The sequence below is a fragment of the Leptolyngbya sp. Cla-17 genome (assembly GCF_016807185.1).
Lineage (GTDB): Bacteria > Cyanobacteriota > Cyanobacteriia > Leptolyngbyales > Leptolyngbyaceae > ULC077BIN1.
In genome coordinates this window covers 2,402,226-2,418,256 of the sequence record NZ_JAEVYN010000002.1, presented here as the reverse complement: position 1 = coordinate 2,418,256, position 16,031 = coordinate 2,402,226, and the positions used below count along the sequence as shown (strand labels likewise).

General features: G+C 49.2%; 12 protein-coding genes. 9 read left to right on the top strand and 3 right to left on the bottom strand.

All coding sequences use genetic code 11. From position 1 onward, the window contains the following. Nucleotides 1-12: 12 nt before the first annotated feature. Nucleotides 13-546, bottom strand: a complete 534-nt coding sequence (locus JOY44_RS21920) for a DUF4334 domain-containing protein (RefSeq protein ID WP_197985657.1) — start codon at nt 544-546, stop codon at nt 13-15. A 433-nt stretch (nt 547-979) separates the two neighbouring features. Here JOY44_RS21920 and JOY44_RS21915 point away from each other — a divergent pair, with 433 nt between their 5' ends. Continuing rightward, nucleotides 980-1,213: a helix-turn-helix domain-containing protein gene (locus tag JOY44_RS21915; RefSeq protein ID WP_171575606.1), complete on the top strand. Its 234-nt coding sequence runs from the start codon at nt 980-982 to the stop codon at nt 1,211-1,213. 13 nt (nt 1,214-1,226) lie between these two features. Further along, nucleotides 1,227-5,594, top strand: coding sequence for a GAF domain-containing protein (locus tag JOY44_RS21910; protein ID WP_197985656.1), 4,368 nt, complete (start codon nt 1,227-1,229; stop codon nt 5,592-5,594). Nucleotides 5,595-6,115: 521 nt separating this feature from the next. Here the strand turns inward: JOY44_RS21910 and JOY44_RS21905 are convergent. After that, complete coding sequence (locus JOY44_RS21905; protein ID WP_171575605.1) at nt 6,116-8,029, bottom strand: cation:proton antiporter; 1,914 nt, start codon at nt 8,027-8,029, stop codon at nt 6,116-6,118. 132 nt (nt 8,030-8,161) lie between these two features. Continuing rightward, nucleotides 8,162-9,226, bottom strand: coding sequence for an AI-2E family transporter (locus tag JOY44_RS21900; RefSeq protein ID WP_171575604.1), 1,065 nt, complete (start codon nt 9,224-9,226; stop codon nt 8,162-8,164). A gap of 260 nt (nt 9,227-9,486) precedes the next feature. On the opposite strand from JOY44_RS21900, the gene JOY44_RS21895 reads away from it, so the two are divergent. From JOY44_RS21895 to JOY44_RS21865, 7 genes are all read left to right on the top strand, one after another. Continuing rightward, nucleotides 9,487-10,416 (top strand): S-layer homology domain-containing protein, encoded by a 930-nt coding sequence (locus tag JOY44_RS21895; RefSeq protein WP_171575603.1) that lies wholly within the window; start codon nt 9,487-9,489, stop codon nt 10,414-10,416. A 19-nt stretch (nt 10,417-10,435) separates the two neighbouring features. Beyond that, nucleotides 10,436-11,053: a DUF3611 family protein gene (locus JOY44_RS21890; protein WP_171575602.1), complete on the top strand. Its 618-nt coding sequence runs from the start codon at nt 10,436-10,438 to the stop codon at nt 11,051-11,053. 273 nt (nt 11,054-11,326) lie between these two features. Beyond that, nucleotides 11,327-12,124 carry an ion transporter gene (locus tag JOY44_RS21885; RefSeq protein ID WP_197985655.1) on the top strand — a complete coding sequence of 266 codons (798 nt, stop codon included), beginning with the start codon at nt 11,327-11,329 and terminating at the stop codon, nt 12,122-12,124. A gap of 69 nt (nt 12,125-12,193) precedes the next feature. Continuing rightward, complete coding sequence (locus JOY44_RS21880) at nt 12,194-13,216, top strand: mechanosensitive ion channel family protein (protein WP_171575600.1); 1,023 nt, start codon at nt 12,194-12,196, stop codon at nt 13,214-13,216. Then, nucleotides 13,213-14,547, top strand: a complete 1,335-nt coding sequence (locus JOY44_RS21875; protein WP_171575599.1) for a DUF2254 domain-containing protein — start codon at nt 13,213-13,215, stop codon at nt 14,545-14,547. Before JOY44_RS21880 ends, JOY44_RS21875 begins: the two co-directional genes overlap by 4 nt. Before the next feature lie 14 nt (nt 14,548-14,561). Beyond that, nucleotides 14,562-15,134, top strand: coding sequence for a hypothetical protein (locus tag JOY44_RS21870; RefSeq protein ID WP_171575598.1), 573 nt, complete (start codon nt 14,562-14,564; stop codon nt 15,132-15,134). Nucleotides 15,135-15,535: 401 nt separating this feature from the next. Beyond that, nucleotides 15,536-15,910: a response regulator transcription factor gene (locus JOY44_RS21865; RefSeq protein WP_171575597.1), complete on the top strand. Its 375-nt coding sequence runs from the start codon at nt 15,536-15,538 to the stop codon at nt 15,908-15,910. Nucleotides 15,911-16,031: the final 121 nt, after the last annotated feature.

Sequence of the window (16,031 nt, the reverse complement as noted above, 5' to 3'; positions counted from 1 at the left end):
TTTAGCCTTACTCTACTCACGCCGCAACACAAAGAAGAAGGGTTGTTCCATCCCCTTTAAGTCCATGACACCCAACACGGTATCCTCATCCACCTTACAGAAGATATCGTTGATGGGTAAAGCATCATAAATCATGGTTGCACTCTCCTTGCCCCGATAGTGTGTCATCCGAAGACGCGCACACGAACGGCGGGTGGCAAACAACGAAATGCACATTTGAAAAATGCGCCCTACAGCTTGCGACTTGGGGATTGGCAACCGATCAAGCAAACTTAACGCAGGCATCATCCAGAGGGGGTTAATACTTGTTGTGTCCCCGCTCATGGTCTTGAAAATTAGCGGATGGACCTGCTCGGTGTTCTCGAACCGCTTGCCGTGCCAATAGTAAGCCTCGAGTGCGCCATCAAGTGGGTGATTAGTGGGGAAGCCCGCACCTTTCCACGAGCCCAACATAAAGTCGATATCGACAGCATCGAGGCTGTCGAAAAGTTCCCATGCCCCAGCAGTGCTTGTGCCAACATCAACAGCTTCAGAAAATGTCTTCACGCGAATTATCTCCACAGGCGCAGCATTTTTATAACCTAACAGCAGCGTTATACTGCGTCACTTTTACTAATCAATACATAGACACTATAAATCTTCTCTGCCTGCCGAATTAGAACGTCTAAGATTAACCGTCGTGCTAAATGACACAACGGCATCGTCGATACACTGTCGTGAACTAATTGCAACGGAGCAGATTGTCTAGGTCGATGGAGACTAGGGTTAGATAGCACAGAGGACGCTGCTTAGATTTGGTGTGAGAAAACTCAGCGCTTGCATGCGCTTAAACTTGGTCATGCACCTGTCGCATTAGCACGATCGCCGGATGGTGTTAGCGCTGCATCCTGGCACCGTTCATCTTTAGGGGCTACTGCAAACCTGCACTCGTTGAGGCTTGATGGTAGGTACAATGAATGCAACTCATGATTCGTGCTGTATGCCTACGATTGAACAATCAGACCTAATCGACCTTGTGCGAGAAACGCGGCAACGGTTTGCCCTTTCGCAGGCTGAGTTTGTCGCCAAGTTAGGCGTTTCCTTTCAAAGTGTGAATCGTTGGGGCAACGGTCGAACTCAGCCCTTGTCCCTTGCCTTAAAGCAAATTGAATCTGTGCTGCACCAGATGGGCGATCGCGGTCAAGATTTGTTAGTCCAGCATTTTTCAACGTAAGGACGGAGACTCTATGACTGATCGCTCTCCAAGTCACTTTGTCTCAGAGCAAGGTTTACCTCAAAACTGCCCTCCGGTACTGACTGAAGCCGATGTGCTGATCACGCCTGCCCTGGAGGAGCGTCCGGCAAGGCAGCCGGACTTAGCGGCTGAAAATCAAGCCTTTGCCTCGCTTGCTCAACAACTGACGGACGAGCCACAGTCGAGGCTCAAAACCCTGGTGCAGATTGCCAGAGATCTGTACCAAGCCGACACGGTTGGAGTCAGCTTGTTAGAGACTTTAGCGGATGGCTCCTCCGTGTTTCGCTGGGTGGCGATCGCAGGTGCCTTAGAGTCCTGGGAACAAACCACTACGCCAAGCAACTTTAGTCTTTGTGGCACGGCGACTCGCTGCGGGCATCCACAACTCTACTCCTATCCCGAACGTTATTTTACATACCTGTATCAGCTACAGTTTCCCATCGTTGAGGGATTGCTGATTCCAATCTGCGTCAACGATCAACCACTCGGTATCCTTTGGCTGTTTTCTCACACGGAACAGCAACAGTTTGACCGTGAAGATCTACGGTTAGCGACAAGTCTTGCAGGGTTCGCGGCAGCAGCGTTGCAGAGTATGCATCTGCGTCAGATGGCTGGATTAAAAGTGCAGGCTGAGCAATCCTTGCAAGAGAGCGAAGCGTTCAATCACAGTGTGTTTGAGAGTAGTGCTGACTGCATTAAAGTTCTGGATCTCGACGGCTATGTCCTCTCACTGAACGGTCCAGGACGCTGTTTGATGGAGGTTGAAGACTGTACTCCATTGGTTGGCACCGCTTGGATTCAGTTTTGGCGAGACGCCGATCAAGCGAATGCTGCCCAGGCTGTAAAAACGGCGCAGGCAGGTGGAACAGGTCAATTCAGTGGATATTGCCCCACCTTGAAGGGAACACCGAAATGGTGGGACGTGGTTTTGACCCCGATTTTGGATGTTTTGGGCAAGCCGAAGCAGTTGCTGGTTGTTTCACGAGATGTTAGCGCTCGTAAGCAGACAGAACAAGCCTTGCGGGAAAACGAGGAGCAGAGCCGGAGTATTCTAGAGAGCATTAGTGATGCCTTCCTTGCCTTGAATCAGAGCTGGCAATTTACCTATGTGAATTCAACTGCTGAAGCATTGCTAGGGTGTGCGTCCGGGAGTCTGACGGGAAAAGTTTTTTGGGAAGAATTTCCAGGTCTGGATGGTAGTGAATTTGAACAAATGTATCGACGTGTGATGCGTGATCGCGTTGCTGAGTCACTCACGGCGTTCTACCCCGATCACGATCGCTGGTATGAAGTGCGCTCCTACCCAGCTACCGATGGCATCACGATCTATTTCAGAAATGTGACTGAACAGATTCAAGCAGAAATCGCCCTGCGCCAATCTGAAGAACGCTATCGGACGCTGTTTGAGTCGATCGATGAAGGCTTTTGTGTGATTCAAGTCTTGCTGGATGCCCACGACACGCCGATCGACTATCGCATCCTGGAAGTCAACCCCATCTTTGAGCAACAAACCGGATTACAAAAAGCCGTTGGTAAAACAGCGCGTCAGTTGAATTTTGAAGAACACTGGATTGAAATTTATGGTCGAGTGGCGCTGACGGGCGAGTCCATTCGGTTTGAAAATAGCTCCGCCACGCTCAATCGCTGGTTTGATGTGTATGCCTGCTGCACAGGGGAGCCAGAGGATCGAAAAGTGGCGATCGTGTTCAAAGACATTAGCGATCGCAAACAAGCAGAAGAAATGGCGCAGCGAACCGCTGAAGCCAATGCTTTTCGTGTCTCTCTGACTGACGCGCTTCGGCCACTAATTGACCCAATAGAGATGCAGGCAATGGCAAGCCGTCTGCTAGGCGAATATCTCGGTGCGAATCGTGTGGCTTACTTCGAGGTGCGTGGCAATAATTACGTCGTTGAGCACGATTACGTCAATGGAGCCGCAGCCCTTACTGGCAGTTACCCGATTGATTCGTTCGGACCAAAGCTGTTTGCAGCAAGCTGCGATAGTCGTACGGTTTCTGTGTCAGATGTGGAATCCGACCCTAACCTGTCCCCAACTCAACGGTCAGCGTACGCAGCGCTTCAAATTGGGGCCCATATCAGTATCCCTTTAGTTAAGAACGGCGAGTTTGTTGCTGGCTTGGCAGTCCACATCACAGAGCCGCGAGTTTGGAAACCAGAAGAAGTCGCTCTGGCAGAAGAAATCGCTGAGCGCACTTGGGCGGCAGTCGAACGCGCCCGCGCTGAGGCAGTGATCACGGCAGACTTGCAAGATATGCAACTCCTCCACCAACTGGGTGCACGGCTCGTGACCGAAGACGATATTCATACGCTGTACCAGGGAGTTGTATCTGCCGCGATCGCGCTCACCCGAGCAGATGCTGGAACGGTGCAAATTCTTGATGAAGCGACGCAAGAGCTGGTGTTGCTTATCGCGCAGGGCTTTGAGCCGACGATGCTCAAGCATTTCTATCGGATGAATGAAAGTTCTAACACGCCCTGCGGCGTTGCCCTAAAAAATGGCAAGCGCAGCTTCGTTGACTTCGATGTGCCGGAGAGCGAGAACCCTGACGGATCGGGGCAAATGCTTACGGAGGCGGGCTACCGCTCTGGGCAATCCACCCCACTGATTACCCGATCAGGCAAAATCATCGGCATGGTTTCAACTCAGTGGCGTGATCATCACCGACCCAGTGAGCGCGAGTTGCGGTTTCTCGATTTGCTGGCTCGTCAAGCGGCTGACTTGATTGAACAGCGCCAGACGGACGCAGCCCTGCGCGACAGTGAAAACCGCCTTCGCATGGCGATCGAAGCTGCTCAATTAGGCACGTGGGACTGGGATCTCAGCACCAATCACTTGATTTGGGACGAGGGTTGCAAAGCCTTGTTTGGCTTACCACCTGAAGCTGAGAGCAGCATTGAGGTCTTTTTCATAGGACTGCACCCCGATGATCGCGAACGATTAGAGCAGGTGGTGCAATGGACTTTGAACCCCGCTAGCGGCGGCAAATACGACACAGAATATCGCACGATTGGAATTCAGGATGGGATTGAACAGTGGATTGCGGCCAGAGGGCAGGTTTACTTTGATGCGGCTGACCACCCCCAACGTTTTGTCGGCACTGTGCTCAATATTACTGAGCAGAAGCGTATTGAGGTAGAACGGGAACAACTTCTTGCCCGTGAACAAGCTGCACGAGCAGCAGCCGATCGCGCCAACCGGATTAAAGATGAATTTTTGGCCGTCCTGTCCCATGAACTACGCTCGCCGCTCAATCCCATCTTGGGCTGGGCAAAGTTGTTACGCGGCGGCAAGTTAGATTCCGCTAGAACGGCTGGAGCCTTGGCCACGATCGAGCGCAACGCCAAACTTCAGTCTCAGCTCATCGATGACCTGCTTGATATTTCCCGCATTATGCAGGGAAAACTGGCACTCAACGTGGCTTCGGTAAGTTTGGCGTTTGTCATTTCGTCCGCGATCGAAACCGTGCGGCTGGCAGCAGAGGTGAAAAGTATCAGCATTGAAGTCCATATTGAACCCAATGTGGGACAGGTTTTGGGGGATGCGGGACGACTCCAACAGGTTGTGTGGAACCTTCTCTCGAATGCCGTGAAATTTACACCGACGGGGGGCAGGGTTGAAGTTCGGCTCACGCACGTCAATCATCAGGCTCAACTGCAAGTGAGCGATACAGGCAAAGGCATCCGGTCAGAGTTTCTACCCTATGTTTTTGAGCATTTCCGGCAAGAGGACGGAGCCACCACCCGCAAGTTTGGCGGTTTGGGTCTGGGACTGGCGATCGCACGTCAGATTGTAGAACTGCACGGCGGCAGCATTTGGGTTGAGAGCCTGGGTGAAGGACAGGGAGCAACGTTCACCGTTGAACTGCCTTTCTTGCAGACTGTGAATCCAGTTGAGGCCATGACCGACCCGATTTTAGTTCAATCTGACACTCCTCCTTTGGCAAATCTACGGGTGCTAGTCGTCGATGATGAACTTGATTCTCGCGAGTTTGTGGCATTTGTCGTAGAACAAGCGGGAGCCGAAGTGACGGCTGTCAATTCAGCGATCGAGGCTCTGCAACAGCTCTCAACCACCTCCTTCGATCTACTCCTGAGTGATATCGGCATGCCAGAGATGGATGGTTATGAGCTAATGCGCCAGATTTCTAAAACTGCCAGTGAACCAGGCAGCCAGGCTCCGATGCTTGCCCAGCCAGCAGCTTTGCCTGCGATCGCCCTCACCGCCTATGCTGGGGAAATGAATCAGCAACAAGCGTTAGCAGTCGGATTTCAAGCGCACATATCCAAGCCTGTTGAACCGGATGAATTGATCAAGGCGATCGTGACGATGATGGGCTAACTGCTTTATTACAGTTAAAAGACTCTCAAGGGTGGGGTTCTTTGCATAACTCCTCAATAAAGGTATATTCCGCCGAGAGACGATGATGATTGTCAACTTTTTGTCGTAGTCTAGGCTAAGTCATGAAGGTGGAATGATATTGAATCAACAATCATTTCTAGTGCAGATGATACTCGGTATCTGCCTATCTCTGCTCCTAGCCCTAACGTTAGAGGACCCTAAATCAGCTTCACTGGCAAGCGTCGCACCCCGCTTGATGCAGTACAGCTTGTGCAGCACGGTCGATCGTACTACCAGTCGGGGCAGTTCACTCAAGCAATCACTCATTGGCAAAGGGCAGCCACCACCTATCAAGTCCAACAAGATAATGTCAATCGAGCATTGGTGCTGAGTTATTTATCATTGGCATATCAGCAGGTGGGAAGTAGGATTGAAGCAGACAAGAACTTTCGCAAATCTCCCACATTTTTGTGCAGGTCTGGCAGCAGTTTCACCATCAGCGCATTGCTTATCCTAAATAATCACGTTGGTTGCAGCAAAACTGTCTCTGAGAGTGCTTGATCTGGTAGAGGCAAGAGAGTCGAGTGGCTCTGGCTCAACGTCGGTATTTTGGCAGATGAGGCTTTATCCAGCAAAAAAGTGATGAGATCGCCCATGTGCCAGGGTTCATTAGCAAGCATAATTTGTAACTGATCGGCTCGATTTCGCAAAAGCGGTAGCAAATCACCGGCGGCGATGCAGGCTTGTAATTCAGCTTGCTGTGCGGCAAAGCCCTCTGACTGCAATACCACCTCGAACAGCTCCACGTCCTTCTTGGTGAGAGACTGATTCCACCGATCCAGAGAAACTTGAGCTGCAAAAGCAATCTTAATGCCCGTTGTAGCAAAACTGGGGTGATCTCCACGATTTAATGGGGGCTGAGATAAGGTGGCTACTTTATCGGGGCGGAATAATTCTAAAGCCCGTTGCGCCAAGATACCGTTTAGTTCTGGATTGTTAGTCAGCGCCAAAAATGTGCTCAATGATGCGCTCCCTTCTGCCTCTAGTTCCTCTAGATCTAAGTATTGGCTGATTACAGGAATGTCATCGAGCTGAACTGGCTTAGCATCGCTAGCGTTGAGGTCAATCAACGCCACTGTTTCTCCTTTCTGTTGAAGTAGTCGGACTAGCAGTTGACCCAACTGAGTATTGCCTACAATAACGGTTCTGACCTGCGTCGTCTGCAACCCCAGACAGCGGGCAATCCAGCCTGCTGTGAGTCCTTGAATTAATACTGTCATTAGGATGGTGAGAAAAACGAGCGCTTTCATTGCCTCACCCCCTGCGATGCCTGCTTTTGTGAGGGAAAGTGCAAATAAGGATGCCATGGATGCAGCGACAATGCCACGAGGAGCAATCCAGGACAAAAAGAACTGCTGTTTCCAGCTAAAGCTCTGATTCCAGGTTGATAGCAGAATGTTGATGGGGCGCACGATGAGCATCAGTGTCAACACCGTCAGGACACCTCCCCAACCTAAATCGAGGATGCGAGCGATCGACAAATCAGCCGCTAATAAAATAAACAGCACCGAATTTGCCAGAATCCCCAACTGTTCATTAAACTGCCGGATCAAGCGTTCTTCGGGAATGGCAGCTGCGCGCAGGATCACACCCATCAGCACAGCGACCAATAAACCTGACTCGCTTCGCAGCGCTTGTGCCAGACTGAACGCTCCCCACACTGCCGCAAGTACGACTAAATTTTTCAATTCTTGCGGCAACGATTTAGATTGTCTCAGCAACAGACTTAGCAAGCCGCCTCCAACTAACCCGATCGCGGTGCCAATCCCTAGCCTCAGCCCTAATCCTTTCAGCAACAGCAAGGGTATTGCCGTTCCAACCAAAACCAAGGGCACCTCATGCTGACTTAATACGATCGTGAGGGTAAACACCGCCACGATTGCCCCCAGGGGATCAATCAGAATGCCCTCACCCTCTAGGAGGGTGGCGACTCGCTGTTCAACCCCAACGAGTTTCAGCAAGGGAGTTACAACAGTTGGACCCGTTACTACCACTAACGAGGCGTAGAGAAGGGCGATCGCCCAAGGAAACTGGTTTAACGCATGGGCAGCGATCGCTCCACCCGAAAATGTAACTAGCACCCCAACCGTCACCAGATTGCGAAGGCTAACTGAAACGCTGCTCAGATCGCGAATCTGCAAGTTTAGCCCACCCTCAAAGAGAATCAAGGCGATCGCTAGAGAAACAATGACTTCTAAGCCACTACCCAAAAGCGACGGCTCCAGCAACCCTAAGCCACTAGAGCCTAAAATGATACCAAAGAGCAGCAGCAACACAATGCCGGGGATTTGAAGCCATCGGGCTAAAACCTGAGCACCGATACCAACCCCTACGGCTGTGCTTATGAGAACTGTAATGGGTAAGGAATCTTCCATTCAAATTAATCTGTTGAAGTAAGCGATCTAATGCTGCTAAGGCGATCGTAGCTAGATGATGCCGATTTCGTTTTGAGGTGTCAAGGCACTAAAGTATTCATCTGAGGCAGTGCTTTCAATACGGCTGAAAAGCTAACGCTCATGTGGTGCAGATTGGCTGGAAGTTATTGCTTGAGGAACTGTCCATTGGTCTAAAACATCTTTTACCCACACTTCCCTGAGCCAGATTTGTGCAACTACTAAAATTGGTAATCCTAAAAACAATCCTAAAACACCAAAGAACGTGCCAAAGGCAGTCAGTAAAGCCAGTGTTGTTGCGGGTAGAAGAGACAGCCGCTGCTTCATGATGATGGGCGTAATCAGATTGCCTTCAACCTGCTGGATTAAAAAATACAGTAGCAAGACTTCGATCGCTTTCCAAGGAGAATCCAACAAAGCCAGTAGAGCGGGTGGAACAACACTGGCGAGCGCCCCAAGGTAGGGAACGAATGCCGATATGCCTGCAATGAACCCATTCACAAACGGTAAGGGAACCTGTAGCACTAGCAAACCTACGGTTGAGGTAATGCCAATGAAAGCCATGCTCAGGGCAATTCCACCCAGATAATCAATTAAACCAACCTCGCACTTCGAGAGAATTCTATCCGCGCGGTTGCGATAGAACGCGGGAAATCCTTGAATCAACAAATTGCGATACTGCTTTGGATTTACCAGTAACATCAGCGTCAATACAGTTAGCAATAAACCATTGAGCAAGAGAGATAGAGAATTAGAGAAAGCTTGATAGAAATGAATAATCGTCCAGTTTGCTACTTGCTGAAGCTGAAGACTCAAATCGTTCAAGTTAGGAAGATTTTTAATCATCCGACCTGGAATCTGCTCCTGCAACCAGTAGTTGAGATTTGCAACTTGTGCGATCGCACCTGGAATCAGTTCGACCAGTTGGTCAAATTGCTCAGTGATCCGGGTAGCCACTAAAGCCAAAAGCAGTCCTAAAACTACGATGAAGATCGCGATTGTTAGCCCGATCGCAACGATTCGTTTAAGCTTAGATTTTTGAAATCGACGTACAACTCGGTTCAGCCCAACAGCAAAGATAATCGCCATGAAGAACAGCAGCGCGATCGCTCGAATTTGCCACAGCACATAGAGCGAAATCACTAGCGAAAGCAATCCAATCCAGCGTCCTAACGTCAAAATTATGCCTTTGGCTGAGTGGAAAAGAAAAGCTGCTCAATCAACACCTTATCAACCTTCTGATTCCTGCCAATTTTGATTCAGCTTAGTTTAAAGAATTTCTACCGCAAGCAATACATCGCGCTCTATCTCATGAGGGATATCAATATAAAAAGTAAATATATCAACTGTTTAATGACTTATCTGGCTCAAAAGGTACACGACTTCAATCCTATTAATGATTAGGGTTTGGATGAAATGACAAATTTAGGAGAACAGTAATGAAACTTCGTTATTGTTACACCTCGACGTTAGGCGTAACACTGGTCACTTTAGGACTTGCGGCGGGCGCAATTGCACCTTATCTTGCTACCACTTTGACTCCAGCACTAGCGGCTTCACCTGAAAATACGAGCTTTCCTGATACACAAAATTATTGGGCGCAACCTTTCATTCATAATCTGGCAGAACGCGATATTGTCACAGGCTATCCTGACAATACCTTCCGCCCTGAACAGCCAGTCGCTCGCGATGAATTTGCTTCAATTTTGCAGCAAGCCTTTTCTCAACCTGCGGAACGAGAAATTGCCAGCGGCAGCGTTTACACAGATGTTCCCCAAGGCTATTGGGCTGCTCCCGCCATACAGGAAGCATATGAAATGGGATTTATGAAAGGCTATCCCGGTGGAGAGTTTCGTCCGAATCAACCTGTTAGCAGAGTCGAAGTGCTCGTGTCGCTGGCTCAGAACTTGAATTTACCAACGACTACAACCGCTGTTGACAAATCTGTAGCAGCGGCAGCAACACCTGCCCGGGTGCAGCCTGTCTCTCGTCGGCGTGCCAACAGACCGCTTATATTTCCCCTCGCTATGACTACACTGATGCAGCCGTTAATGGCAACTCCAGCCAGGGCAACTGCCGCTGCCAATTCTGCTCCAGCGAGCAGCAACACTTCGCAGCGCCCAGTCTCTCTAGTGGTGAGCGACTACTATCAAGATGCCGCACAGATTCCTCAGTATGCAGTGGATGATGTTGCTGCAACAACCGCAGCCGGAATTGTTGTCAATTATCCCGATCAACGAGTGTTGAACCCAACCCGACCCGCAACTCGCGGTGAAGTCGCGGCATTAATTCATCAGGCACTTGTCAGCCAAGGTAAAACTGTGCCGATCTCAGACCAATCAGCATCTCAATATGTAGTGGGTCGTTAGTCTTATTGAGAGAGCTTTTGTGGAAATAGTTGAAAAGCAATCACTAGAGTCAAAACTCGAAAAGATCGGCAATGTTTTGCGCCTGACTGGGTGGATTGGACTCTCTGCCCAAATTGGCTTTGGCGCAATTGCCTTGTTGATGGTTATGTTTGCGATCGCGGGTCGAAATTTCAGTCAGGCGGCAGCACTTCCACCGGGTGTGGCTCCTGGTATTGGCGTGAACCTTAACCGGGGTTTCACTCCAGGCATTGGCATTGGCATCTTTTGGGCAGTCTGTGGCATTCTGGCGCTGTTGGTGGGGATTTACTTTGCCTTTCGTCAAACACAATTTGCCAAACGGTTGCGCCATGCAGATACCATGAAACATCCTACAAAATTGGAGGTCATGAACGTGCTACGTTTAAGCGCGATCGTTGGCTTTGTGGGAATGCTGCTGACAATCTTAGGTGGAGGTGCGACGTTAGGGGTACTGCTCTCCAAAACGATCGCTCAGCCTCAAGGTGTTGCTATTTACGACCCAACTCGTGTGATTCGATCAATCGATATCATGGTGGCAATGGCAAACATGGGCGGCATTGCGGCCCACTTTGTGGGTGCTGTTACTGCTCTGAGCGTGTTTGAATGGCTGCATCGTTAATTCACTGATCGGCTCAGGTTTAATGCGCTAACAGCTTGATGTTCAAGAATTGCAAAACGCTTTTGTTGAAAGGTGAGTAAAAGCCAGTGCGATCGCTTTTGGTACAAGTGCCGCAGGGATGTGGAAAAACTGTTGTAGAGACTGCAAAAGCCTGTGACTCAAGCGATTCAAGCTCATCTGTAAGCCCAAGGTTTTAAGGCGATGCCCCTGGTCAACATGATTGTGCTAGAAACCCCTCCTGAACCATGACATTCAATTAGCGTGATGAAACCCTTGGATCGATCCGAAAAGCAAGCAATAGAATACGAGCAACAGCAAATCTTGCAGCAGCTAGAAGATTGGCTGGAATTGCCAATGCTCGTGTTGAGTTTTGCTTGGCTCGGTCTATTTGTGGTGGAACTGACTTGGGGACTGACTCCTCTTTTAGATGCCCTTAGCCTCGTCATTTGGGGCGTGTTTGTTCTGGAATTTATGCTTAGACTAGCGCTTGCGCCCCGAAAGGCTGCTTATCTTAAAACAAACTGGATTACAGCCATTTCACTGCTTTTACCCGCCTTGCGCATGTTGCGGTTTGCGCGTGTGTTGCGGGTTTTACGAACTACGCGAGCCGTTCGCGGCTTACGGCTGTTGCGGGTGATGACGCGCACCAATCGCAGTATGCGATCGCTCGCAGGAAACTTTGCGCGGCGTGGCTTTGGCTATGTGGTGATGACAACAGCAATCATCACACTGGTGGGGGCGGCGGGGATGTATGCGTTTGAGCAAGATGCTCCAGGTTCGCCCGGATTTGATAGCTACAGCACTGCGCTTTGGTGGACAGCAATGCTGATGACCACAATGGGATCAGACTACTTTCCTAAAACGGCAGAAGGTCGCATTCTTTGCTTTCTGCTGGCGCTGTATGCGTTTGCTGTATTTGGCTATGTAACAGCGACGTTAGCCACATTTTTTATCGGACAAGATGCTGACGATGACGAAGCAGAAATTGTTGGCGCAAAATCGATCGATGCCCTGCGAACCGAGATTGCAGCCCTGCGAACCGAGATTCAGAGCCTAAGACAGGAGCATTAACAACCTTAGAGAGAAGTTAGTGTGCCTAATTTCCATTAGTGTACAAATGTTTTCTATGACGGTCAGGTAATGAGTGAAGAACTATCAACTCTCTTAAACAAGATGCAGGCAATGCTGAATGGCGTCATCTTTTTGTTGCCCAATATGGTGTTGGCATTGATTGTTTTTGCGATCTTTTTCTTCGTTGCTAGAGCAATTAAAAAAGTAGTGAGAAATTTAACGCGCGATCGCCGTCAAGCTCGCAACTTGGGACTGGTGCTGGGGCGGTTGGCACAAGGAATAACTATATTAGTAGGCTTGTTTATTGCGCTGTCAATCGTGATTCCATCGCTTAAAGCCAGTGATCTTGTGCAGCTACTTGGAATCAGTAGTGTAGCGATCGGCTTTGCGTTTCGAGATATTTTACAAAACTTTCTAGCGGGTATTTTAATTCTGTTAACTGAACCCTTTCAAATCGATGATCAAATCGTGTTTAAAGATTTTGAAGGGACTGTAGAAAATATTCAAACCCGGGCAACGACGATTAAAACCTATGATGGGCGGCGGATTGTCATCCCAAATTCTGAGCTGTTTACCAATTCTGTTACGGTCAATACTGCGTTTGACAAGCGCCGTCTAGAGTACGACATTGGCATTGGTTACGGTGATGACATCAACGAAGCAAGACAGTTTATTCTAGAGGCAATCCATGAAACAGATGGGATTTTGGAAACGCCTGCTCCGGATGCGATCGTGGTTGAATTAGCAGGCAGCACTGTGAATATTCGCGCTCGCTGGTGGGTGCAGCCCCCTCGTCGTGCCGATGTGCTAGACATGCAAGACCGGGTGTTGACTAACATTAAAAACAAGCTGACGGCAAATGGCATCGATTTACCCTTCCCGACACAGCAAATTCTCTTTCATGATCAGACTGAAGCAACGGATGGCGATCGCACTCGTCAACGCGAAGGTTGGCCCGCCGGAAAAAGCGAAGTTCCAAAGCCGCACAACATCAGCCATGCCCTTAGACAGCTCGCTGAGATTCAATCTCAACGCGATGGAGTGAGTAATGGATCTTCAACAAATCACAATTCAGCTCAGAATGATCGATGAAATACGCAAAGTTGAGCAAACTATGGGACTCCCTACATTCCAGTTTCTGGTTTGTGCCAACCCTCATGGTCATACTGGCGATCGGGCTGTCGTTTATCACCATTGCGATCGACCAGAGGCAAGAAACCGATATCATTGGAGACTTGGGCTGGGCTTATTCTCTCGGTCCTAACGGCTCACGCGCCATTCTTTCTGCAATTGCCGGTTCCATGGTGAGCGTTGCCACCACTGCTTTTTCCATCACAATTGTTGCCCTTCAGCTTGCGTCTTCGCAATTTGGTCCGCGGCTGCTGCGTAACTTTATGCAAGATACCGGCAACCAAATTGTACTCGGAACCTTCATCTCCACCTTTGTTTACAGCCTGATGGTGCTGCGAACTATCAATGGTGTTGACGAGAATGAGTTTGTGCCGCATATTGCAGTCACCTGCGGAATTGGGATGGCGATCGCCAGTATTGGCGTTTTAATCTACTTTATTCACCATTCTGCTACCTCCATTCAAGTTGATCATGTCATTTCTAAGGTGGGATGTGAGCTAGATGAAGTGATTGATCGGCTCTTTCCTAAACAGATGGGACGCGGCGCATCGGCGCATCGAGCAGAACCGCTCCCCTCAGATATTCCAGCCAATTTCGATCGCGAGGCAACTGCCATACAAGCGACTAGCAGTAACTATGTGCAAGCAATTGATACAGACCAGTTAATGCAAATTGCCACAGAGACTAATATCCTGCTTCAGCTTCAGCGTCGTCCTGGAGACTTTGTGATTCAAGGAAGTCCACTAGTACTTGCTTACCCCGCAGAATCGGGTAGCAAAAAGTTGGTTAAACAAATCAACGATGCCTTTGTCTTGGGTTCGCAGCGTACCGAGCAGCAAGATGTTGAGTTTTCGATTAACCAACTGGTTGAGATTGCAGTCCGTGCCCTCTCACCCGGCATTAACGACCCATTCACAGCCATTCGCTGTATTGATCAACTCAGCGCGGCGCTTTGTCACCTGGCACAAAAAGAGATTCCCTCTGCCTATCGTTACGATGACCAAGATCAGCTGCGTGTCATTGCAGCACCCGTGACGTTTGCAGATGTGACGGATGCTGCTTTTAATCAGATTCGGCAGTATGGGCAAACAAGCGTAGCAGTGACGATGCGGTTGCTAGAATCGGTCGCCGTCATTGCCCCTTTCACCCATACCAAAGCAGACCGAGCCGCACTGTTGCGTCATGCCAACATGATTGAGCACGGCAGCCAGGAAGGAATCCCCGAAGAGTTAGATCGCCAGGATGTCAAAGAGCGCCATCTAGCCGCCGTAAAAGCGATCGGGCAAGCTTGATACAAGGAGGAAAGATGCTGTCTATCAACTGGAAAGGGTACCGCTTTGCTGCCTGGATGGGGCAAACGCTACTTGGAATTGCTGTTCTTGCCACTGCTATTCAGGGCAAATGGCACGATGCGATCGCCCTGGCGCTTTTTCTAATCGTCTCTTTTGTGTTTGTGGTGAAAGATGACAAACTCCCAACCCTGTTTGATTTTTTGTTTGTCCTCGCCGCTTTACTCAATGCCGGAGGGTGGGTGTGGGGATGGTTTTACGCCCCTGGACCTTACGACGAGCTGGTTCATGGATTCACCATGTTTGCAATTACACTAGCTCTGAGCTTTTTTGTGTATGGACCCATGCTGCCGATTTTTCGTCAACACACACTCCTATATCTAGTGACGATCACCAGCTTTGGTATTGCGATCGGAGCGTTGTGGGAAATCGCTGAATGGTTAGCAGGTAAAATTTTGGCAACCGATGTGATTGGCAGCGTTGATGATACAGTCACTGACATGATTATGGACACATTAGGATCGGGATTGGCAGCCATTATCAGCCTTTGGGTATTGCGAAAGTGGATAGATTCTAAGCGTAAGGAATGAGTCAGTCAGAAATCATCTGAGCCATCATAAATAATGAGTTAATGGTCAGTCTGTGATTGATGTTGATCCTGTTTGGAGCAAGCAATGCAACACATATTTTCTATCTATTTGACCGCTGTGTTAGTCAACATATGAGTAGGTAGCTTGTTCAGACGTGGTTGTGATTTCGCAGGCTGTGCTGTAAGGAAATGAGCGATCGCTTCAATGTAAGGCACAGGTTTGACAAGGGCTGCATCATTTCAACCCATGATCGCTTATGAGTCTGCCAATTATTTTGTGCTCGGTGTTTGTAAGCAGCGAAACCTGAGTGAAAACAAGACAATTTACCTCTCAAGGTAGATGTCGGTGAACCCTGTTTTTGAGACTGTGAAAGTGAAATTTAGATGTAATTAGTTATACTAATGCCGCATGTTTTGCTGGTCGATAATGAAGCTCCACTCTGTGAAAGTCTTGCTTACTCACTGCGAAAAGAAGGCTACGAGGTCACTACAGCAACAGATGGACACAGCGCGATCAAGCAATTTCACAAGCAAGTACCAGATGTCATTCTGCTTGATCTAATGATGCCAGAAGTTGATGGCATGGAAGTTTGTTGGCGTATTCGAGCTTTTTCTAATGTCCCTATTCTGATGCTAACGGCTAAAGACGAAGACGCAGATAAAGTGCGGGGCTTAGAGGCAGGGGCAGATGATTATGTGACCAAACCCTTCAATACACGTGAATTGCTCGCACGGATAAAAGCTCTGCTGCGCCGCAATCCTGGGGAATCTGTTTGAAGCGATTAAGACATCATGCAAAGATCTGATGGCTCGGTTGGCTCAAGCCATGAAAACTGTTGCGCCAGGTTAGGATCACTTGCAACAGACGCGCCATTAACCCAGCCCTATTTGAACCGAT

What these genes read in the sequence shown, in the direction of transcription:
- JOY44_RS21915 (WP_171575606.1), top strand. Translation starts at nt 980, where the DNA reads ATGCCTACGATTGAACAATCAGACCTAATCGACCTTGTGCGAGAAACG.
- JOY44_RS21910 (WP_197985656.1), top strand. Translation starts at nt 1,227, where the DNA reads ATGACTGATCGCTCTCCAAGTCACTTTGTCTCAGAGCAAGGTTTACCT.
- JOY44_RS21905 (WP_171575605.1), bottom strand. Translation starts at nt 8,029, where the DNA reads ATGGAAGATTCCTTACCCATTACAGTTCTCATAAGCACAGCCGTAGGG.
- JOY44_RS21895 (WP_171575603.1), top strand. Translation starts at nt 9,487, where the DNA reads ATGAAACTTCGTTATTGTTACACCTCGACGTTAGGCGTAACACTGGTC.
- JOY44_RS21880 (WP_171575600.1), top strand. Translation starts at nt 12,194, where the DNA reads ATGAGTGAAGAACTATCAACTCTCTTAAACAAGATGCAGGCAATGCTG.
- JOY44_RS21875 (WP_171575599.1), top strand. Translation starts at nt 13,213, where the DNA reads ATGAAATACGCAAAGTTGAGCAAACTATGGGACTCCCTACATTCCAGT.
- JOY44_RS21870 (WP_171575598.1), top strand. Translation starts at nt 14,562, where the DNA reads ATGCTGTCTATCAACTGGAAAGGGTACCGCTTTGCTGCCTGGATGGGG.
- JOY44_RS21865 (WP_171575597.1), top strand. Translation starts at nt 15,536, where the DNA reads ATGCCGCATGTTTTGCTGGTCGATAATGAAGCTCCACTCTGTGAAAGT.